The organism is Rahnella sp. ChDrAdgB13 (assembly GCF_017655185.1).
Taxonomy (GTDB): domain Bacteria; phylum Pseudomonadota; class Gammaproteobacteria; order Enterobacterales; family Enterobacteriaceae; genus Rahnella; species Rahnella contaminans.
The window spans coordinates 13,769-33,804 of record NZ_JAEMGT010000067.1 but is presented as its reverse complement, the minus strand read 5'-3'; the positions used below and the strand labels follow the sequence as shown (position 1 = coordinate 33,804).

General features: G+C 54.3%; 16 protein-coding genes and 2 pseudogenes. 4 read left to right on the top strand and 14 right to left on the bottom strand.

The window, feature by feature from the left end; genetic code table 11:
* Window positions 1–464 precede the first annotated feature (464 nt).
* On the top strand, window positions 465–1,346 hold the full coding sequence (locus tag J8X26_RS17540) for a serine protease (RefSeq protein ID WP_165057379.1): 882 nt from the start codon (window positions 465–467) through the stop codon (window positions 1,344–1,346).
* Between the two features lie 224 nt (window positions 1,347–1,570).
* Here J8X26_RS17540 and J8X26_RS17535 read toward each other — a convergent pair whose 3' ends face one another.
* On the bottom strand, window positions 1,571–1,768 hold the full coding sequence (locus J8X26_RS17535; protein ID WP_165057377.1) for a hypothetical protein: 198 nt from the start codon (window positions 1,766–1,768) through the stop codon (window positions 1,571–1,573).
* 280 nt (window positions 1,769–2,048) lie between these two features.
* On the opposite strand from J8X26_RS17535, the pseudogene tssD reads away from it, so the two are divergent.
* Window positions 2,049–2,351, top strand: a pseudogene (tssD, locus tag J8X26_RS17530) (type VI secretion system tube protein TssD); the annotation flags it as partial.
* 23 nt (window positions 2,352–2,374) lie between these two features.
* Here tssD and J8X26_RS17525 read toward each other — a convergent pair.
* From J8X26_RS17525 to hrpA, 3 genes are all read right to left on the bottom strand, one after another.
* Window positions 2,375–2,707, bottom strand: a complete 333-nt coding sequence (locus J8X26_RS17525) for a DUF1493 family protein (protein ID WP_307803481.1) — start codon at window positions 2,705–2,707, stop codon at window positions 2,375–2,377.
* The gene (locus J8X26_RS17520) at window positions 2,692–3,141 is read right to left on the bottom strand and encodes an STM2901 family protein (protein WP_208951510.1); all 450 of its coding nucleotides are present in this window, start codon (window positions 3,139–3,141) and stop codon (window positions 2,692–2,694) included. Before J8X26_RS17520 ends, J8X26_RS17525 begins: the two co-directional genes overlap by 16 nt.
* Before the next feature lie 229 nt (window positions 3,142–3,370).
* The gene (gene hrpA / locus J8X26_RS17515) at window positions 3,371–7,264 is read right to left on the bottom strand and encodes an ATP-dependent RNA helicase HrpA (RefSeq protein WP_208951509.1); all 3,894 of its coding nucleotides are present in this window, start codon (window positions 7,262–7,264) and stop codon (window positions 3,371–3,373) included.
* A gap of 300 nt (window positions 7,265–7,564) precedes the next feature.
* On the opposite strand from hrpA, the gene J8X26_RS17510 reads away from it, so the two are divergent.
* Window positions 7,565–8,182 carry an FMN-dependent NADH-azoreductase gene (locus tag J8X26_RS17510; protein WP_152326109.1) on the top strand — a complete coding sequence of 206 codons (618 nt, stop codon included), beginning with the start codon at window positions 7,565–7,567 and terminating at the stop codon, window positions 8,180–8,182.
* 130 nt (window positions 8,183–8,312) lie between these two features.
* On the opposite strand, the gene J8X26_RS17505 is transcribed toward J8X26_RS17510, so the two are convergent.
* The 3 genes from J8X26_RS17505 to J8X26_RS17495 are packed head-to-tail and all read right to left on the bottom strand — an operon-like array spanning window position 8,313 to window position 11,577.
* Window positions 8,313–8,651 (bottom strand): YdbL family protein, encoded by a 339-nt coding sequence (locus J8X26_RS17505; protein WP_235937309.1) that lies wholly within the window; start codon window positions 8,649–8,651, stop codon window positions 8,313–8,315.
* An 8-nt stretch (window positions 8,652–8,659) separates the two neighbouring features.
* Window positions 8,660–8,854: a YnbE family lipoprotein gene (locus J8X26_RS17500; protein ID WP_152326108.1), complete on the bottom strand. Its 195-nt coding sequence runs from the start codon at window positions 8,852–8,854 to the stop codon at window positions 8,660–8,662.
* Window positions 8,851–11,577, bottom strand: coding sequence for a YdbH family protein (locus J8X26_RS17495; protein WP_208951508.1), 2,727 nt, complete (start codon window positions 11,575–11,577; stop codon window positions 8,851–8,853). The genes J8X26_RS17500 and J8X26_RS17495 overlap by 4 nt, the downstream gene beginning before the upstream one ends.
* A 237-nt stretch (window positions 11,578–11,814) precedes the next feature.
* Here J8X26_RS17495 and J8X26_RS17490 point away from each other — a divergent pair, with 237 nt between their 5' ends.
* Window positions 11,815–12,807: a 2-hydroxyacid dehydrogenase gene (locus J8X26_RS17490; protein ID WP_152326106.1), complete on the top strand. Its 993-nt coding sequence runs from the start codon at window positions 11,815–11,817 to the stop codon at window positions 12,805–12,807.
* 45 nt (window positions 12,808–12,852) lie between these two features.
* On the opposite strand, the gene J8X26_RS17485 is transcribed toward J8X26_RS17490, so the two are convergent.
* The 7 genes and pseudogenes from J8X26_RS17485 to J8X26_RS17455 all read right to left on the bottom strand — a co-directional run bounded on the left by J8X26_RS17485 (window position 12,853) and on the right by J8X26_RS17455 (window position 20,031).
* A complete protein-coding gene (locus J8X26_RS17485) occupies window positions 12,853–13,797 on the bottom strand; it encodes a metallophosphoesterase (RefSeq protein WP_208951507.1) in 945 nt (314 codons plus the stop codon).
* A gap of 18 nt (window positions 13,798–13,815) precedes the next feature.
* Window positions 13,816–14,661, bottom strand: a complete 846-nt coding sequence (locus J8X26_RS17480; protein ID WP_193333125.1) for a carbohydrate ABC transporter permease — start codon at window positions 14,659–14,661, stop codon at window positions 13,816–13,818.
* Window positions 14,658–15,581, bottom strand: coding sequence for a carbohydrate ABC transporter permease (locus tag J8X26_RS17475; protein ID WP_208951506.1), 924 nt, complete (start codon window positions 15,579–15,581; stop codon window positions 14,658–14,660). Before J8X26_RS17475 ends, J8X26_RS17480 begins: the two co-directional genes overlap by 4 nt.
* Before the next feature lie 9 nt (window positions 15,582–15,590).
* The gene (locus J8X26_RS17470) at window positions 15,591–16,871 is read right to left on the bottom strand and encodes an ABC transporter substrate-binding protein (RefSeq protein ID WP_208951505.1); all 1,281 of its coding nucleotides are present in this window, start codon (window positions 16,869–16,871) and stop codon (window positions 15,591–15,593) included.
* Between the two features lie 64 nt (window positions 16,872–16,935).
* On the bottom strand, window positions 16,936–18,039 hold the full coding sequence (locus J8X26_RS17465; protein WP_208951504.1) for an ABC transporter ATP-binding protein: 1,104 nt from the start codon (window positions 18,037–18,039) through the stop codon (window positions 16,936–16,938).
* Window positions 18,040–18,251: 212 nt separating this feature from the next.
* A complete protein-coding gene (locus J8X26_RS17460; RefSeq protein ID WP_208951503.1) occupies window positions 18,252–18,494 on the bottom strand; it encodes a hypothetical protein in 243 nt (80 codons plus the stop codon).
* Window positions 18,495–18,827: 333 nt separating this feature from the next.
* Window positions 18,828–20,031: pseudogene (locus tag J8X26_RS17455) on the bottom strand (aminotransferase class I/II-fold pyridoxal phosphate-dependent enzyme).
* Between the last annotated feature and the right edge of the window lie 5 nt (window positions 20,032–20,036).

Sequence of the window (20,036 nt, the reverse complement as noted above, 5' to 3'; positions counted from 1 at the left end):
ACACGTGAAACACGCTAAAAAAGCTGCTCCGGTAGCTCAGAAAGCGCAGGCTGCTAAAAAACACGTGAAACATGCTAAGAAAGCTGCTCCAGCTGCAAAAGCAACTCCAGCAGCATAAGTCGTAAAGAAGTCTTTGTGAGCGTATCTACTCACCATTATCAAGACTGATGACTTAACACCCGGTTCGCCGGGTGTTTTTTTCTCCGGTTCTTTATCTTGAGGTACTGATGGAAGATGCTGCGCCGCTACCTGTTCGAAATCACCCTGTGCTCTCTGATCCTCTGCGGTCTGATCACCCTGTTCTTCTACTTCTGATGTCATTGTGAAGTACCCTGAGATGGCACCCGCCGTCTGCTCAAAAGATTGAGTTATCAGACAAATATATCCATCACGAAAGATAACCGTCTATAATCGTTCCATAATAACTGGTTCACGGGTTCTCCCTGTTTCAAGGTCAGAATGTTATGCGCATCGCGTTACCGCTGTTTTTGTGCTTTTTCTGTTTTACCGCCAGCCCTCTCGTTCATGCAGATTCTCCGGATGATGCAGATAGCGACGCACCTGCTATCAGCCTTAAAGAAAAAACCGCCCTGTTCTTCGGACACGATCAGCGCACTCCCGTTGCTGCCGCCGCACACTGGCCGTGGCAGGCAATCGGTCAGATTGAAACGGAAAGCGGCAATTTATGTACCGCAACCTTAATTTCTAAACATCTGGTTCTCACCGCAGGCCACTGTGTACTGGCGCCACCGGGGAAAATCGACAAAGTGATCGCCCTGCGTTTCATTTCGCATAACCAGAAATGGCGTTATCAGATCACCGCATTACAAACGCTGGTTGACCCTAAACTGGGCAAGAAACTAAAGGCTGATGGCGAAGGCTGGATTGTGCCACCGAAAGCGGCACCGTTTGATTTCGCGCTGATCCGCCTGACGGATGAAAAACTTGCGCTGCCGATCAAGCCATTACCACTTTGGGAAGGTTCGCGTGACGACCTGACCGCCGTGCTGAAACAGGAAGGCAGAAAGGTGACGCAGGCCGGATATCCGGAAGATCATCTGGATGACTTGTATGTCCATCAGGACTGTCAGATCACCGGCTGGGCGCAGCCTGGCGTGCTTTCGCACCGTTGCGACACACTGCCGGGCGACAGCGGTTCTCCGCTTCTGATCAAAAATGCAGAAGGCTGGTCGCTGATTGCGATTCAAAGCTCTGCACCAGCGGCGCAGGATCGTTATCTGGCTGACAACCGCGCGCTGGCCGTGCCGGCAATACGCGACGCCCTGAGCACACTGTCTTCCGGTGTGATCAGCGCCAGCTCCCCGGCTGCCCCTGCCGCGCAATAGTTTATTGAATCCGAAAACGAAAAAGGTCGCTGAAAAGCGACCTTTTTGATTTTTTAACTGGTCTAATCACTTAAATACCGTGCTATTTATGCAGTTTACTCACGAATGAGATTTTTGCGCAGAGGGTATGATGGTTCTGTTCTGCCCTAACAAGGTTTTCGAATACTGATGTCGTCTTGCCCGCACTGGTTGCGGGCTTTTTTTTGACTGCGATTTGATACAGTTTAAAGCCCTTTACTCACCAGCTGCGCGGCCTTGACGAAAACTTCATCTTCAACGCCGTCGCCTTTCTGACGGCCAAGCTTTTGCAGTTCTTCAATCAGACTTTCGCGGTTTATGGGTGTCTGACCGGATATCAGCCCCATCACGGCGGCGCCGATCGCCAGACCAATTAAACCGGTTTGTTCTTTTTCATCAATCACAATATTCACCCTGGTAATAAGCCCGTTTCAAAATTAGCAGAAATTTTAAGCTTTTCACCAGGGTTGCATTCCGAATCCCTTAATTTCTGACCTGCTGTTCCATTGTCTGCAATTTTGGATGTCCCTTTTCATGCTCCCGGAGTGTCCCTATTTTATCCGCCGGAGCCTCGCTTTAAATCATGGCTGGCAAGCAATAATAAACTTCTGAAAATATCCTCCCAGCATTCGATTCATTGCTCTCTCATATCTCCGGGCGTACGTTTATTCAAATTTGCATAAACTCAAGGAAATTTTCGACTGCTCAAACCCTTATATTTACAAGGCTGTGGCAACAGGCCAGAACCTCGAATCAGCTGAGATTAAGTGGTACCGCATTAATGATGCCGGTCAGGAAGTGGAATATTTCAACATGCTTTTGGAGAAAGTACGGATAGTTTCGATTTCTCCGGCAATGGCCGCCAGCGATAACCCTCAGGATAACCATCTGGAAACCGTAGAACTGCGGTATGAGAAAATCACGTGGAAGCATAACGACGGCAATATCATCTTTGCCGATTCATGGAATGACCGTCAGACAGCGTAAGTTTACAAGGGGCGTACATCCCCTTAGTCATACAGCCAGCGTCCCGCCTTTGCCGATTCAATGATCATACCCAGCGTCAGCGTCTTAAATTTGCGGTCACGCCATTCCTTTTTGAGCTTGAACTGCCACCAGGCAAACTCCGGCATGAAATAGTCATCAATGTTGAAATTGCTATGCTCGATGCTGTATCGCGTGAACAAGTCAAACAGCATTTCCTCCAGATCTTCCTGAATGAAATTAAAATGCTCTTCAAACGTCCAGTCTTTCTGCGCCGGATTATCACGTTCGCCATATGTCTTGGTAACGTAATCTAAGAGTTCTTGTTCATCAGACAGCAGCATTAGAATGTAGCCCACGCTATACGATGCTCAGGACGGGCGATCAGGTTATATTTACTCTTGGTCTGTTTGGCAGCGATGCAGACTATAATTATCACCTGAGCGTAACCAATATAAGGAACCGCCCTTCCTACTACCGCCCCTATTTTTGATGTTTCTCGTGCTTGCCCCATCACCATAGTTTCGAATTTAATTCCGGCGGGAAAGTGGGCGTTCTTAAATATTCTTCTGGCTAGTTTTGACGCTATGCTGGTGCGGTTTACCTTGGAGCCAAGCACTACACGCTTCGGGATTATCGGCTGCCCCGCGAGTATTGTTGCCGCTGTCTCTACTGAAAAACCTAGTTGATCAGCCAGGCTCTCGGCTAAAATCAGCCAGAACAATTCCTCTTTGGTTACGTTGGCGTTACCATGATAAAAATAAGTTCCACCCAACTCTTCGGTAGTATCCATTCTCAATATCCATTTGATTAGAAGGGTTTAAGAATACGCCGCGCTTAAACCACTTTCAATAAATCGAATGAACGTCTCCATGTCTGGCTCATCAAGAGACTGCAAAAACAGCGATGAATGAAATGATAATGCGAAGGTCAAGCTACTCGATGCAAAAATGGCACGATGAGGCATCAGCCCCAGAGTGCCACTAAGGGAAAACCGGTAATTTTAAAGTCAATAAATACAATTAATTACCGACTAACTGTTCCATCGTCTGCAAGATTCGTTTATCTGAAATCGGGTACGGCGTGCCCAGCTGTTGGGCAAAATAGCTGACGCGAAGTTCTTCAATCATCCAGCGGACTTCCTTCACATCCTCGCTTTGCTGACGAACCGGCGGCAATTTGTTCAGCCATTGCTGCCACTGCTGCTGGATATTTTCGACTTTCAGCATCTGCGCGCGGTCGCGGTGAGCATCCATCGCCAGCTTGTCCATCCGCCGCTCGATAGCCTGCAAATAGCGCAACGTATCCGGCAGCCGTTTCCAGCCGTTTTGCGTGACGAACCCGCGATAAATCAGGCCGGACATCTGCGCTTTAATATCAGAAAGCGCCAGCGCCATCGTGATATCAATCCGCCCTTTCAGCCGTTTATTGATGTTAAAGACCGTCGTCAGGATCTGCTCAACCTGAATCGCGATTTGCACCACGGTGTCATTGAGATTAGCGCGCACATGTTCGTGGAGCTTCGCGAAATCTTCCTCACGCCACACCAGACCGCCGGATTCAGCAATCAGTTTGTCGATACCACAGGAAATACAGTCATCGATTAAATCCAGGACTTTGCCGTACGGGTTAAAATACAACCCCAGCTTGGCTTTGTTCGGCAGCTTTTCATGCAGGTATTTCACCGGCGACGGGATATTCAGCAGCAGCAAACGCCGCAATCCGGTGAGCATCGCCTGTTGCTGTTCCAGTTCGCTGTCAAACAGGCGGATCGCGACGCTGTCTTTCTCATCGACAATCGCCGGATACGCTTTCACTTCATAACCGCCGCGCTTTTGCTCGTAGCGTTCCGGCAGCGTGCCGAAACTCCAGACATGCAAATCACGCTGCTCAATGCCATCATCCGCTACGGCAGACAGCGTCTGCTGTACCTGCTCTTTCAGGCCAGACTTCAGCGCTGTCAGATCCTTGCTTTCGCGCAGCGTTATATTTTTCTCATCAACAATGCGGAACGTCATTTTGAGATGATCGGGTACCTGATCCAGATGCCAGTCTTCACGGTCGATGGTCACCCCGCTCATCTTGCGCTGCTCTTTTTCCATCGCATCAAGCAGCGGCATTTCGAACGGTTTGATGCGTCCGAGCAGCGCATCGGCATAATTTGGCGCAGGCACAAAATTGCGGCGAACCGGTTTAGGTAATGACTTGATCAGCGCCATAATCAGCTCGCGGCGAATGCCGGGGATCTGCCAGTCAAAACCTTCCTCGTTCACCTGATTGAGCAGCGGCAACGGGATATGCACCGTGACCCCATCGGCGTCAGTGCCCGGCTCAAATTGATAGGTCACGCGCAGCTTGAGATTGCCCTGATGCCAGAAGTTCGGGTAATCGTGAGCGCTGATGTTGCCCGCGCCCTCTTTGATCAGCATGCTTTTTTCGAAGTTCAGGCTGTCCTGCGGCTGCTTTTTCCACCACGTATCGAAGTGCTTCGCCGACACCACTTCCTGCCCGATACGCTGCTCGTAGAACAGGAACAGCGTCTCGTCATCGACCAGAATATCGCGGCGACGTGATTTGTGTTCCAGTTCTTCGACTTCGGTACGCAGACGCAAATTGGCACGGAAAAACGCATGACGCGTCTGCCAGTCGCCTTCCACCAGCGCGTGGCGGATAAACAGTTCGCGCGAGACCACCGGATCAATCGTGCCGTAATTCACCCGGCGCGCGGCCACCACCGGCAGACCGTACAGCGTGACTTTTTCCGTCGCCATCACCGCGCCCTGCGCTTTTTCCCAGTGCGGTTCGCTGTAACTGCTTTTCGCCAGATGTTTCGCCAGAGGCTCAATCCATTCCGGCTCAATGCGGGCGGCGATACGCCCCCACAGGCGGCTGGTTTCGACCAGTTCGGCCACCATCACCCATTTCGGCGGTTTTTTGAATAAACCGGAACCCGGGAACACTGCGAAACGGGCGTTACGCGCGCCGGTATATTCCTGTTTATCCGCATCTTTCTGCCCGATATGCGACAGCAAACCGGTCAGCAATGCGCAATGCACCTCGCGGTATTCCGCCGGTTCACTGTTCACCGGCAGCCCGAGTTCTTTCACCACCTGACGCAGCTGAGTGTAAATATCCTGCCACTCACGCACGCGCAGATAGTTGAGGAAGTCACTGCGGCAAAGCTTGCGGAACTGCGCCGAAGACAGCTCTTTTTGCTGCACTTTCAGGTGATCCCACAAATTCACGAACGCCAGGAAATCAGAATCTTTATCCGCAAAACGGCGATGTTTTTCATCAGACGCCTGCTGTTTATCCATCGGACGCTCACGCGGATCCTGGATCGACAGCGCGGCGGTGATGATCATCACTTCTCGCACGCAGCCATTTTTCTGCGCTTCCAGCACCATGCGCGCCAGACGCGGATCGACCGGTAACTGCGCCAGCTGGCGGCCCAGCGGCGTCAGCGAGTAACGGCCATCGACCGCATTATTGATGGCGTTCAGCTCTTCGAGCAGGCGCACGCCGTCCTGAATATTGCGTTTGTCCGGCGCTTCCACAAACGGGAATGCCGCGATATCGCCCAGCCCCAGCGACGTCATTTGCAAAATAACGGAGGCTAAGTTGGTACGCAGAATTTCAGGATCGGTAAATTCAGGGCGCGACAGGAAATCCTGTTCCGAATACAGACGGATACAGATACCTTCGGAAACGCGTCCGCAACGGCCTTTACGCTGATTGGCCGACGCCTGCGAAACCGGCTCAATCGGCAGGCGCTGCACTTTGGTACGGAAACTGTAACGGCTGATACGCGCGGTGCCAGGGTCAATCACATATTTGATGCCCGGCACGGTCAGCGAGGTTTCCGCGACGTTGGTCGCCAGCACAATACGGCGGCCGGCGTGTGACTGGAACACGCGGTTCTGTTCGCTGTTCGACAGCCGTGCGTACAACGGCAAGATCTCGGTATGCGGCAAGTCCAGGCGGTTCAGCGCATCGGCGGTATCACGAATCTCCCGTTCACCGCTCATGAAGATCAGGATATCGCCCATGCTTTCGCGACCCAGTTCATCCACAGCATCGAAAATTGCCTGCAACTGGTCGCGGTCAACGTCGTCCGCATCATCCACAATCGGGCGATAACGCACGTCAACCGGATAAGTACGGCCGGAAACTTCAATGATCGGCGCGTTATTAAAGTGACGGGAGAACCGCTGCGGATCGATAGTCGCAGACGTAATAATGACTTTCAGATCCGGACGTTTCGGCAGCAACTGGCGCAGATAACCGAGTATAAAGTCGATGTTCAGACTGCGTTCGTGCGCTTCATCGATGATCAGCGTGTCGTACTGCATCAGCATACGATCCTGCTGGATTTCCGCCAGCAGAATGCCGTCGGTCATCAGCTTCACCAGCGTGTTATCGCTGACCTGATCATTAAAACGAACTTTATAACCGACGGTATTGCCGGGCGTGGTATCCAGCTCATCGGCGATGCGGTTGGCGACAGTACGCGCCGCCAGACGGCGTGGCTGCGTATGCCCGATAACACCTTTAATACCGCGCCCGAGTTCCATACAGATTTTCGGGATCTGCGTGGTTTTACCGGAACCGGTCTCACCGGCGACAATCACCACCTGGTGGTCACGGATGGCTTTAAAGATGTCATCTTTTTTCTGGCTGACCGGCAGATTTTCCGGATAGCTGATTTTTGGCCGCGATGCTTCACGGGCAGTGACTTTCTTCAGGCTTTCGGAAATGGCGTTCTGAAGCTCAGCCGTTAATGCTTCAACGGCCTGAGGGTTGGTGTTCTGATCAAAAGTCTTTTTGGCACCCTGCAAACGACGTTGCAGGCGTTGCCGGTCACGTAGCATCAGCCCGTCTAACTGCGCTGATAATGCCGCGAGCGGTGATTTCACGTTCGATATTCCTTGTTGCAAGTCAGCGGACTGAATGAGCAAAGCATCCGTCATCTGAAGTAGAAATGATTTGAGGCGGGTTCATACGAGCCTGTTTGCCAATATGTTAACACAAGCTATTGAGGATGAAGAAAGTTCGACGTTTTTAGCCTTTCGTGTCTTGTTCAAAAATACTGAACGGAGGTCTCGAAATATTGCGCTATCACTGAATAAGCTTTGTGAATAAAGTAAGTTCCATTCCGGGGAGATTCAGGTTAAAAAATCTGCTCCCCTATGTTCACACAGTTAAGGAACTCAATAATGAGCAAAGTACTCGTTCTGAAATCAAGCATTCTGGCTAACTTCTCTCAGTCTAACCAACTGGCCGATTACCTGGTTGCACAGTATCAGGCCGCTAACAGCGGTTCTACCGTAACTGTTCGTGACCTGGCTGCTGACCCGATCCCTGTTCTTGACGGCGAGCTGGTTGGCGCACTGCGTCCATCCGACGCGCCACTGACTCCACGTCAGGAAGAAGCACTGGCACTGTCCAACACCCTGATTGAAGAACTGCAAGCGCATGACGTGATCGTTATCGCTGCACCGATGTACAACTTCAACATCCCTACTCAGCTGAAAAACTATTTTGACCTGGTTGCTCGTGCTGGCGTGACCTTCAAATACACCGAGAAAGGCCCTGAAGGTCTGGTGAAAGGCAAACGCGTTATCGTTCTGACCAGCCGTGGTGGCATCCATAAAGACACCGCAAGCGATCTGGTTGCCCCTTACCTGTCTCTGTTCCTGGGCTTCCTGGGCATGAGCGACGTAGAATTCGTTTACGCGGAAGGTATTGCTTACGGTCCTGAAGTGGCGACTAAAGCACAAACCGACGCGAAAGCAGCGATCGATGCAGCTATCAAAGAACTGGCTGCTGCATAACATCTGTTATCACAATCTGAGCCATCATTCATTTTAGAATCTTTCAGACCCGCTCAGATGAGGTTGTGATAAAACACTTGCGCGCCGAAAGGCGCGCTTTTTTTTTTCGGGCCACGTCTCTGCCCTGCTTTTACTTCTGCAACCACTTACCGTTAATGCCGCGCACGTACTCGCCTGATGCGGCTCTGGCGACCAGTTTTTGCCCGGCAAGCCTGGCCACGTCGTCGGTGCTGACGTTATTATCCTGCGCCACCTGCTGATATTGCTGTTTGCGCGCATCGTTGATTTTTGCCGCCAGTGCGACGCTTTCTGCATCCTGCTTCACAGGCGCCAGATAGCCGGAAAGCGTTTCGCCCACGCGCCCCTGCTGTTTGGCTTCATTGAGCGTTAACGCAAAAGCCTGGCTGCAAAACAGTAAACCGCTGGCCAGGATCATCAGGCTGAATCTTTTGAACAATACTCCGGACATACAGGCTCCTAGAACAAATCGCTTTGATTTTTCAGCAGGTTCTCGACATCCTTGTCAACTTTGATATGAATTTCATGCTCGATTTTAACGTTCATGTTTATCGTGATCGGCTCTTTCGGCGCCGCCAGCTCGATGCGCGGAACACAGCCGCTGAGCATCATCACGCTGAGCGCCAGAGATGGCCCGACGAGTCGCAGTTTCATTGTTCCTTCCTCACTGTTTGTTCCTTTTTCTGTCCGGCAGAAACCGGACTTTTCGACAGCGCATCAGCAGGCAATGACACCTCCTGTTGCAGCCAGTCCTGAAGGTTGTCGCCAAAACGCAAACTGCGCCACAGCTGGTAAATGTTTTCCTGATGGGTGTAATTGAGCACGATTTCTCGCTTTTCCTTATCGCCGCCGTGAGTCGTATCGGTGTAGTTCACGCCGTCGACTTTCGCCGCCATCGTCAGCATGCCCAGATTATCGAGGCTAACCTGCGCGTCGGAACGGCTGATTTCCATGTAACGCAACAGACTCACCACCATTTTATTGGCAAAATTACCGCTGGCCATTGCATCGGCAAATTGCGGATCCAGACGCAACGTCAGGCCGCCGTCATTTTTGATCCACCCGTTCTGAATGATCCATTTTGGATTCTCAACAAACAGCGGCAGTTCGCCGTAAATCACGCCGGACATCGCCAGTTGTTTGGGTTTCAGCGCCGTAAACAGCTCGCTGAGATTGATTTTTTCCAGTTTCAGCACCGCCGCATCGTGTTGCGGCATTCTCAGCGCCGACAGGCTCAGATGCCCGCGCAGCATATCCACGCCCAGATTGGTGAGCGTCAGCGGTTTGTCTTCGCTCCACGGATAATGACCCTGTAAATCGGCGGTGATATTTTTCATCGCCACCAGATTATTAACCTCGCCAATACGCAGAGTGACGGGCTTTTTCACGCCGAGCTGCCAGACGGAATCCTGCAAACGGTACGGCAGACTGAAATCCAGTCCGCTCAGGTCGCCATCTTTCATCCACAGCCCGCCATTTTTCACCACCCAGTGACCACCTGCGACAAAACCCTGACCCCGTGCGGCGGAAAACGCCGACTGCGCGTAGAAACTCCCATCGCGCAGTTTGATGTTGAGATCTGGCGTCAGCAGTGTCTGGAAAGACGTCAGTTGCTGCTTCGGCCACCAGGCCTCACCGCGCAGACGCTCGCCGTCCCAGCGTCCGGTCAGCCGGATCGGGCCAATCGGTCTGGCGTCCAGCATACCGCGCATGCCAAAACGATCCGGGCTGTCGCCGCTGAGCTGCAATACCAGCGTCGCAGGCGGCAGATAGCCGCCGTTGGTGAGCGCAATTTTCTTCGCCACCAGTTTGATGTCGCCTTTGAATACTGTCGGTAAATCAGGATATTGCGGTTTGAATCGCGCAGCCGGTGGGCGCAGCCAGACCAGGGGTTTATCCAGCGTCAGGCGCGGCGCTTCCACGTCGACCAGGCCGTAGTGCAGACGGTCGAAACCGGTCGAAAGGCTGTTAATGCTGATCCGGTTATCGTGCCATTGCCCTTTGCCGGACATATCCCAGCGACCGCTGAGCGGAGGCAGATGCCCGTTACCCCAGTAGTTGAAATCCCACTGCCCGGCGTCCGGCCAGAATTCCTGCGATTTGCCGCTGAGGTGCAGATCGAATTTACCCCAGAAGCGGTGGCTGGCTTTCAGAATCGCCTGCAACGGCCCGCTCACGCCCTGCGCCGACACTTTCACACCCGCCAGCGGCCAGCGCGCGTCGCTGATGGTCAGCTCCGGCGTCGGTTTTCCCCAGGCGCGCAGAAGCGAACCACTGCGCAGTAACAGGGTCGGGTTCAGCACGGAACCGCTCAGTTCGCCGGGCAATGAGGCGCTCAGAGACGTCGCCTGCAAATTCGCCTGCCCGGTCAGCCGGAAACCTAAATGGCTGTCGAGCAGCCCGATGCGCCCCGGCCCCATACTCAGCACTACGTTGGCTTTACCGTTGTGGCCCTGCGTCAGCACGTTAAGACGTGCGGTGATATTGGTCTGATCAAACGCCGGTGACCAGTCGCTGAGCGTCAGGTTTACGCCACCGGCCAGCGGCTGCGCGGCATACGGCCAGCGCCACTGCCCTTGCGAAATCTGCAATGCATTGCCGTTGAGTTTCCACGGCAGAGTCGCCAGCGGCTTATCGCTGCCTTTTTCCGTCAGCGTCAGTTCGCCTTCCGTTGTCTGCCAGCTGAGAAGAATGTCCAGCGGAGAAGTAACCTGCGCGGTTTGAATTTCTGCATGAAGCTCGCCGGATTCCGGCAGCTGATCGAACGTGGCGGGCAGAAGAAGTTTGCCGCTGAGCGTGACAGGTTGTTCGCTGCCGGGCGGGATCAGGCTAAACGAATGGATCGCCAGCGTACGGTCGGCACCGAGTACGGCGTCGAGTTTCAGCGCGTCGCCGCTCACGGTCAGATGCTGTACGCCGCCTTCGCTGCTGAGCTGAACTTGCCCCGCATAACGCTGCCAGGGCGTAACGGAAAGTTGCGTCACGTTGACGCGCCCGTCGGGCAGCAGATGTTGTAAATCCGCCACGGAAAGCGGCGTTGAGGCGTCACTTTTTGGCAGTTGCGCCAGACAGGCGGTATCGACTTTCAGCGCATCAATATTGAGCGCCCAGTGCCCGCCTTCTTTGCTCAGGCGTGCATTTTCCGCAGTCGCCAGCGCGCATTCACCGGCGGAATAACGCAGCCCCGGCAATTGCAATACGCCGTCCGACCAGTGCGGCGCACCGCTGAGCGTCAGTTGTGTTCCTTTCGGGAGCCAGTGGCTGGCAACCGGCGGCAGCCAGCGCGGCACCGTTTTCCATAACCCCCACATCAGCAGCGCGAGAATCACCACTATACTCAGGATAATTTGCGCGCTTCTCTTCAGTCCGTTCCTCATGACTTGCCTTGTTTTGCACTTAATCGTCTGACCGCCCGCAAGATATCATAATTAGCGTAACAACTGATGGTTGAAATACCAGTATCCGGCACCCAAATAGCACAGGAAAAATTGTCGGCACCCCGATGCTCTGTTAGTTTGGTGGCATATTGCGAATTGTTTCTGAAAATGTTTATTCCTTATAAAACAGTCGGAAACGGTTTCGTCAGAGATTCAAACTCACTGCGGAGAAACACCATGAAAGTGGCTGTCTACAGTACTAAAAATTACGACCGGAAATATCTGGAACTGGTCAATGAACATTACGACTATGAACTGGAATTTTTCGATTTTCTGCTGTCCCCGCAAACTGCAAAAACCGCAGCCGGTGCAGATGCCGTCTGTATTTTCGTCAATGATGACGGCAGCCGTGAAGTGTTGCAGGAACTGGCTTCTCTGGGGATAAAAACGCTGGCGCTGCGCTGCGCGGGCTTTAACAACGTCGATCTTGAGGCGGCGAAAGAACTGGGCATTTCCGTTGTGCGCGTTCCGGCCTATTCACCGGAAGCCGTCGCAGAACACACCGTCGGCATGATGATGTGTCTTAACCGCCACATTCACCGTGCTTATCAGCGCACCCGCGAAGCCAACTTCTCACTCGAAGGGCTGATTGGTTTTAATATGTACCAGCGCACCGCCGGTATCATCGGCACCGGTAAAATCGGCGTGGCAACAATGCGGATTCTGAAAGGTTTTGGAATGCGGATTCTGGCTTTTGACCCGTATCCAAGCCCGCTGGCACTGGAGCTGGGCGCAGAATATGTCGATCTGGATACGCTTTACGCAGAATCCGACGTCATTTCCCTGCACTGCCCGCTGACGCCGGAAAACCATCATCTGCTTAACGCTCAGTCCTTTGCCAAAATGAAAGACGGCGTGATGATCGTGAACACCAGCCGCGGCGCTTTGCTGGATGCAACGGCCGCCATTGACGCGCTGAAAAAACAAAAAATCGGCGCGCTGGGTATGGACGTGTACGAAAACGAGCGCGATTTGTTCTTCGAGGACAACTCAAACGAAGTCATCCTCGACGACGTTTTCCGCCGCCTGTCTTCCTGCCACAACGTGCTGTTCACCGGCCATCAGGCATTCCTGACCAGTGACGCGCTGACCAGCATTTCTGAAACCACGCTGATGAACATCGATCAGCTGATCAAAGGGCAGAACTGCCCGAACCTGCTGACGGCGTAGCCCTGTCATGATGTTCAAAGCCCGCTACGGCGGGCTTTTTGCTTGTTACAGAGACTCAACCTGGCGGCTCAACACCCTGCTCACCTCTGGCCCGTATCCTGTGATTGTCAGAACGTCGCCGCTCAGCGTGACGGATGAAAATGGCAGGCTGCTTTCCCCGTCCACCATGCCTTTGAGCGTAATAAAATCGGTGTTTTCCACCCGGTCATAGCCCCCGCGGTGATCGTGCCCGGCGAAATACGCGCGCACGTTATAGCGGCAGAGCAATTCCACCAGCGTTTCGCAGTTCCACAGGTTATGCGTGTTCACCGGCGTCAGCGGGTAATGGCCGAATACCAGCACCGTTTCGCCCTGCGCACGCGCCTGTTTCAGGTTTTGCTCAATCCATTCCAGCTGTTTACGCCCTACCGCGCCATTCCACGGCTGCGCCTGCGACTGCTGGCATTCGGTCAGTTCATCGAGCATAAATTCTGCCAGCTGATGGTCTTCGCCATTGGCATGATTGCAGTACAAACTGACGTCGTTGCCGTCAATGACCAGAAAACGATAGCCCGGCAGGCTGAACTGGTAATAGCTTTTCGGCAATCCCAGCGCAGGAGACTGCGCCGCCAGATGTTGGGAAATCACCTGCGCATCGTGGTTACCAATGAGCACGGCGTGCGGATGGCGCAACGCTTCGTAGCGCGCCAGCACCGCCTGATAACTGCTCCAGTCGCGATCCACCAGGTCGCCCAGCGTAACCACGAAATCGAGCTTTAAATCATTCAGCTCATTAATCGCGGTCGCCAGTTTATTCAGGCTGTTGCGGTAATGACGCTCTTTTTGTACATCGGCATCGGCGTATTGCGGGTCCGCAATCAGCCCGAAACGCAGCCTGACGCCTGAAACTGCCGCGTCATGCATATCCGGCAGCTGATACAAAGCACTCACGTTGCCCAGAGCCCGTTCCTGCGCTTGCGATAACAAAGGGGATGAGGTGATGACGGTCATAAGATGCTCCGGTTGTTCTTAACGAATCCCAGCCCGCATGAAGGATTGAACGAACTGACGTTGAAAAATAAGGAATAAGGCCAATAACGGCAGCACCGTCATCAGCGTTGCCGCGCCGATCAGCGCCCACTGCACGCCCTGTTCCGGCGCGGAAAATAGCTGAAGCCCGACGGTAATCGGCCGCACTTTTACGGAATCGGTAATGACCAGCGGCCAGAGGAAATCGTTCCAGTGAAAGCTTACCGACACCAGCGCAAACGCCACGTACACCGGTTTCGCCAGCGGGATATAGATTTTGCGCAGAATGTAAAAACGGCTGGCCCCTTCCACAATCGCGGCTTCTTCGAGCACCAGCGGAATGCTACGGAACGTCTGGCGCAACAGGAAAATGGCAAACGCCGAGGCGAAATACGGCAGCGCTATCCCGAGGAGGCTATCGCGCAGGCCGAACGCGCCGATCGTTTTGTAGTTGTTGAGGATCAGAACGTCGGGGCTGATCATCAGTTGCAACAGCACCAGCGCAAAAATGATCCCCGCGCCTTTAAGTTTAAACCGTACCAGCGCGTAGGCAGCCAGCGTCGCTAAAATCAGCTGGCACACCACAATCATCAGCACCAGCAGCGTGGTATTGAGAAAATAGCGCCCGAACGGCGCGGCTTGCCAGGCGTTGATAAAATTCTGCAACGTCAGCGGTGCAAACAGGGAAAAACTCCCCTGTTCAGATGCCGGATGAATCGCGACCCAGACCGACACCAGCACCGGCAAAAACCACAAAAACGCCGCCAGCCAGATGGCAATATTCAGGCACAGGCGGCCTGCGGAAAACGTCCGCACCGGCGTTAACGTCATCGTCAGGCTGCTCATTGATAGTGCGTCCTTTTATCCAGCAGATTGAATTTGATCAGCGCAATCGTGGCAAGAATCGCCAGCAACACCACGGTCATCGCCGAGGCGTACGGCAAATCCCAGTAGCTGAACGCGGTGCGGTAGATATAAAACAGCAGCAGACTGGTGCTGTTATTCGGCCCGCCGTTGGTCATCGCAATCACCTGATCCACGATGCGGAAGGCGTTCATCGATGCATTGATCAGAATAAACAGCGTGGTCGGCATCAGCAGCGGCCACTGCACGCGGCGGAAAAAGTAGCGGCGCGACGCCCCTTCTATTTCGGCCGCCTCAGCCAGACGCGGATCGATTTGCTGCAACGCCGCGAGATAAAAAATCATAAAGAACCCGGCTTCGCGCCAGACGGAAACCACCATCAGGCTGTAAAGCGCGGTGCCCGGTTCACCGAGCCAGTTAACAGCGGGCAGCGAAAACAGCGCCATCAGTTTGTTAAGCAACCCGAGTTGCGGCGTATAGAAAAACAACCAGAGGTTGGCGATCGCCACCATCGGTAATAAAGAAGGAATGAAAAACGCTGCGCGGACCATCGCGTTACCGCGCAAACGGCGGTTGACCGCCAGCGCCATCATCAGCGCGAGCGCGACCGACAGCGGAATGGTGATCACCGCATAAAGCAGGTTGTTGCGCAGCGACAACATAAAGGTGTCGTCATCAAGCAGCGCACGGTAGTTATCCAGCCCGACAAACTGCGCCGGATGCCCGTTGCGTGCTGCGCTGAATACGCTTTCCCAAATCGTTGCCAGCGCCGGATAATGGGTAAACAGCAGCAAAAAACCGAGCGCGGGCATAATCAGCAGATAGCCGTAAATCTGCAAAGACAACCCGCGTGTGCGGGCTGCCGGTGCAACAGCGTGAAGCGTGCTGTGAGGAATGCTCATCCGCGAGCCTTACTGATACGGTTTCAACAGACGGTCCGCCTGTTTTTGTGCGGAACTGAGCGCATCGGCTGGCGTTTTCGCCTGCGTCACCGCCGCTTCAATCGCATGGTTCATCAGCTCCTGAATCTGCACGCTGTTGTACGTCGAGAGTTCCGGCTGTGAATATTTCAGCTGCTCACGCGCCACCAGTGCCTGCGGAACCTGTTTCACGTAATCCTGCATCACCGGCGTTTCCCACGCGGCAGGCGACGTCGCAACATAACCGGTCGCGATGCTCCAGCGCGCCGCCTGTTCCGGGGCGGAAACCCAGCGGATAAACTCCATCGCCGCTTTCTGCTGCTCAGGCGTCGCGTTTTTGAACACATACAGATTGCCGCCGCCGGTCGGGCTGCCGCGCTGGGTTTTCTCCGGCAACATCGCTACGCCGAACGGGAATTTGGCGTTGTCACGCACCGTCGTCAGGTTACCGGTGGTGGTCACCATCATGGCCGTTTTGCCGTCGATGAAATCCTGCGGCGTGGTGCCCCAGGCAATCGCGCCTTTCGGGGAAACCGCGTCTTTCTGCGCCAGATCCGTCAGCCATTGCAGCGCTTCCACGTTGGCTGGCGTGTCAAACGTGACGGCGGTGCCTTTGCCGTTATCCAGATGGCTGCCGTTAGTGGCGGCGATGCCCTGAAAATTCCAGTAACCGTTTGGCGTAGAAGGGATTTCGATGCCCCACTGTTTGACGTCGTTGCCGTCACGCACCACCAGTTTTTTACCGAAATCCACCACCTGCTGCCAGTTGGCCGGAGGTGTGTCGCCGTTCAGACCCGCTTTCTCAAACGCCTGTTTATTCCAGTACAACACCACCGTCGAACGCTGGAACGGAATGCTCCAGACTTTGTCCTGAATGTGACGGATAAAGGCCGGATAGAAGCCGTCGATCCACTTTTTCCCTTCCGCGTCATTAGCGAGATCGCTCACCGGCACGATCGCGCCCGCATCAATCAGTGAATAGGCCTCAATGTCACCGATCACCGCCATTTGCGGCGCGTTGCCTCCGCGAAACGCCGTCAGCGCTTTCGTTACCGTCGTTGCATAATCCCCGGTATACACCGGTTGAATACTGATATCCGTGTGCGTTTTCTGAAAATCTTCCACCAGCGTGTCGACCGTATGGCTGATTTTTCCGCCCACGGCAATCGGGTAGTACATCTGCAATTTCACCGGCTCCGACGCAAAAGCAGAGGTTCCGGTGATCAGCAAAACAGCGGTAGCAAGGCGTGAAAAACGATGAACAAGTGACATGATTTTCCCTTCGGCAAGTGTTGTTGTAAGTGTAGAAAAATGAATTCACGACGATAAATGGCCGTCAGACGGCGACTCTCTGGCCGGAGGGCAAACAAAATTCCTCCGCGTCATAACAGCGCTTTCCGCCCGTCGTGAAGAAAAAATATTGTGCGCTGGACAGCCATTGCAGCCCGACCGGCTGGCCTTCGGCAAAACGTTTCATACCGGCCACTTTTACGGTCAGCGGCTCTGCGGCACCGGCGATGGAACATACCACCAGCGTGTCGGCACCCATATATTCGTGGCTGATCACCTGCGCCGTCAGCCCGGCCTGCGTGGCGTCGGTCAGCTGAATATCTTCGGCGCGCAGCCCCAGGCTGAGCGAGGCGTCACCCGGCATTTCCACCACCGGAACCGGCATAGTGGCGAGATAATGATGTTCACCGCGACGCGTCAGCGGCAGGATATTCATCGGCGGCGCACCGATAAATTGCGCCGCAAAAATGCTTTCCGGGTTGTTGTAGAGATTGTCCGGCGTGTCGTGCTGTTCGATGCGCCCGTCGTTTAGCAGAATGATTTTGTCCGCCATGCTCATCGCTTCGGTCTGATCGTGGGTGACGTACACCATCGTCAGACCGAGTTTTTTCTGAATCGCCCGGATTTCACGACGCATACTCTGGCGCAGTTTGGCGTCGAGATTGGACAGTGGCTCATCCATCAGGCACAGCCGGTTATTGGCGATCACCGCCCGCCCGAGCGCTACGCGCTGTTGCTGACCGCCGGAAAGCTGCGCAGGCAATCTGTCCAGCAGCGGCTCCAGCTCCATCAGCCGGCTGACATCCGCCAGCCGCGAAGCAAATTGCCGCTTATCTTCGCCACGCGCCCGCAGCCCGAACAGCAGATTTTCCCGCACGCTCATGTGTGGAAATAAGGCATAAGACTGAAACACCATCGACAACTTACGTTGTGACGGCGTCAGCGCGGTGACGTCGGATTGCTGGAAATAAATCGCTCCGCTGTCAGCCGATTCCAGCCCGGCAATCGTGCGCAGCATGGTGGATTTTCCGCAGCCGGAAGGGCCCAGCAGCGCAATAAATTCGCCCTCTTCCACATCAAAACTGATGTCATTGAGCGCAACTTTGTTGCCCCAGGTTTTGTGTATGTGATGGAGTGATAAATAACTCATGTCCGTTGCCCGTCTCTGACCGGTGATGGGCATAACCTAGCGGGGTTAAGTGACGCTTTTATGAAATGTGGTTTTTTTCAATTGCATTGATGGCGGGATCGAGAAAGTTTCGGTTTTCAATTGCATTGATGGCGGGATCGAGAAAGTTTCGGTTTTCAATTGCATTGATGGCGGGATCGAGAAAATTTCGGTTTCTCAATTGCGGTGATCACTTAACTCACTGCGCCGAAACCGACAAAAGAGGGGCCAGACGGCCCCTCTTTTGAATCTCCGCGTCTTTTTAACTGCGCGCTATCGCTGGCTGGCCATGTTTCAGCCGCCACTGTTATTGCCGCGAAAACTTGCCGCTGCGCGGTACCTTCATTTCGGTCTTCGAGCCTTTCGGTCTCGAAACACTCATTCAGCAAGCTTTCTGAAAGCGGCTGGAGGCTTTTCAATTCAAAATCAGCCTGCATAAATCTTCCGAATTACATAGCCTCTAGCCGCTTTCAAAACGACGTTGAGTGAGTGGTGAGAAACGGCGAGAGTCTGTTTTCGAGCAGGTTCGAGCCCGAAGCGAAAGTACCGCGCAGCGGCGACGTTTGCGGCAATAGCCGGAGTTGCTGAAACATACTTTACAAGCGATAGCGCGCAGTGAAAGAGCCCGGGGGTCTTGGGGGCGGCGGCGATATGCCGCCCCCAAGTCGGTGTGGGCCGACGCCCACGACCTTGAACTTGAACTTGAACTTGAACTTAAACTTAAACCTGACGTCCCCCCCGTACGGGCACCAACCCACAGGTTTACCGGGCTAAAGCACCGGGCTTAACCGTCCGCACGCTGCCGCAATACGCCGCCCGGCCTCAATCACCGTGGCGTTGTCTGTGGCAATCGACAGCCGGAAGTATGGCGACAAGCCGTACGCACTGCCCCCCACACCGGAGACGCCGTTTTCCAGAAGATAGTCCATCACATCGGCTTCGTTTTCGATTTTCGCGCCGCCAGGGCGGTAACGCCCGATCAGCCCCGCACAGCGGCAGAAGACGAAGAAACCGCCCTGCGGCTGTATCAGTTCCAGCCCGTCAACGCCGGAAAGGATGCCCGTGATGTCATCGCGCCGCTGCTGATAGGCCGCCACCTGTGGCGCGAGGAAATCCAGCCCGCCGGTGTACGCCGCCAGCGCCGCGGCCTGGCTGACAGAACTCGCGCCCGAACTGATTTGCGACTGCACCACGGTCATCGCGGTGATCAGATCTTTTGGCCCGGCACCGAAACCGATACGCCAGCCGGTCATGGCGTAGGTTTTAGACACGCCACCGACCAGCAAACTGCGCGCCTGAAAATCGCCTGCCACGTTCAGCAAATTACGGTGTTCGCGGCCATCAAACAGAATGTGTTCGTATAAATCATCGAGCATAACCCGCACCTGCGGATGTGCACGCAGCACAACGGCCAGCGCCTGTAATTCTTGCGCTGAATACACCGCACCGCTCGGATTCCCCGGATGATTGAGCACCAGCCAGCGCGTACGCGGCGTAATGCTGGCGCTCCGGCGAAAGTTTATAACCCTGCTCCAGATGGCATTCCACAAACACCGGCGTGCCGCCGTTAAAACGCACGCTGTCCGGGAACGTCGGCCAGTACGGCACCGGCACAATCACTTCATCGCCGTCGTTTAACGTCGCCGCAAACGCGTTGAAAATGACCTGCTTCGCGCCGTTGGCAATCATCAGATTATCAATGCCAAATTCCAGGCGGTTTTCCTGCTGCAATTTTCGCTGCACCGCCTCTCGCAGTGCACGTATCCCGGGCGTTGGCGTGTATTTGGTCTCCCCGCGTGCAATCGCCTCATACGCCGCCTGCTTGATGTGCTCCGGCGTATCGAAATCCGGTTCACCGGTGGTGAGATCCAGAATATCGACACCGGCCTTTTTCAGATCATTGGTGCGCTGCTTTGCCGCCGCGTTGGCCGAAAGCGAAACGCGTTGCACGCGCTGTGACAACGAAATCGTCATACCGT

Bases quoted from the DNA above. Each gene is read 5' to 3' on its own strand.
- J8X26_RS17540 (WP_165057379.1), top strand. From the start codon at position 465: ATGCGCATCGCGTTACCGCTGTTTTTGTGCTTTTTCTGTTTTACCGCC.
- J8X26_RS17520 (WP_208951510.1), bottom strand. From the start codon at position 3,141: ATGGATACTACCGAAGAGTTGGGTGGAACTTATTTTTATCATGGTAAC.
- J8X26_RS17510 (WP_152326109.1), top strand. From the start codon at position 7,565: ATGAGCAAAGTACTCGTTCTGAAATCAAGCATTCTGGCTAACTTCTCT.
- J8X26_RS17505 (WP_235937309.1), bottom strand. From the start codon at position 8,651: ATGTCCGGAGTATTGTTCAAAAGATTCAGCCTGATGATCCTGGCCAGC.
- J8X26_RS17500 (WP_152326108.1), bottom strand. From the start codon at position 8,854: ATGAAACTGCGACTCGTCGGGCCATCTCTGGCGCTCAGCGTGATGATG.
- J8X26_RS17495 (WP_208951508.1), bottom strand. From the start codon at position 11,577: ATGAGGAACGGACTGAAGAGAAGCGCGCAAATTATCCTGAGTATAGTG.
- J8X26_RS17490 (WP_152326106.1), top strand. From the start codon at position 11,815: ATGAAAGTGGCTGTCTACAGTACTAAAAATTACGACCGGAAATATCTG.
- J8X26_RS17485 (WP_208951507.1), bottom strand. From the start codon at position 13,797: ATGACCGTCATCACCTCATCCCCTTTGTTATCGCAAGCGCAGGAACGG.
- J8X26_RS17480 (WP_193333125.1), bottom strand. From the start codon at position 14,661: ATGAGCAGCCTGACGATGACGTTAACGCCGGTGCGGACGTTTTCCGCA.
- J8X26_RS17475 (WP_208951506.1), bottom strand. From the start codon at position 15,581: ATGAGCATTCCTCACAGCACGCTTCACGCTGTTGCACCGGCAGCCCGC.
- J8X26_RS17470 (WP_208951505.1), bottom strand. From the start codon at position 16,871: ATGTCACTTGTTCATCGTTTTTCACGCCTTGCTACCGCTGTTTTGCTG.
- J8X26_RS17465 (WP_208951504.1), bottom strand. From the start codon at position 18,039: ATGAGTTATTTATCACTCCATCACATACACAAAACCTGGGGCAACAAA.
- J8X26_RS17460 (WP_208951503.1), bottom strand. From the start codon at position 18,494: ATGCAGGCTGATTTTGAATTGAAAAGCCTCCAGCCGCTTTCAGAAAGC.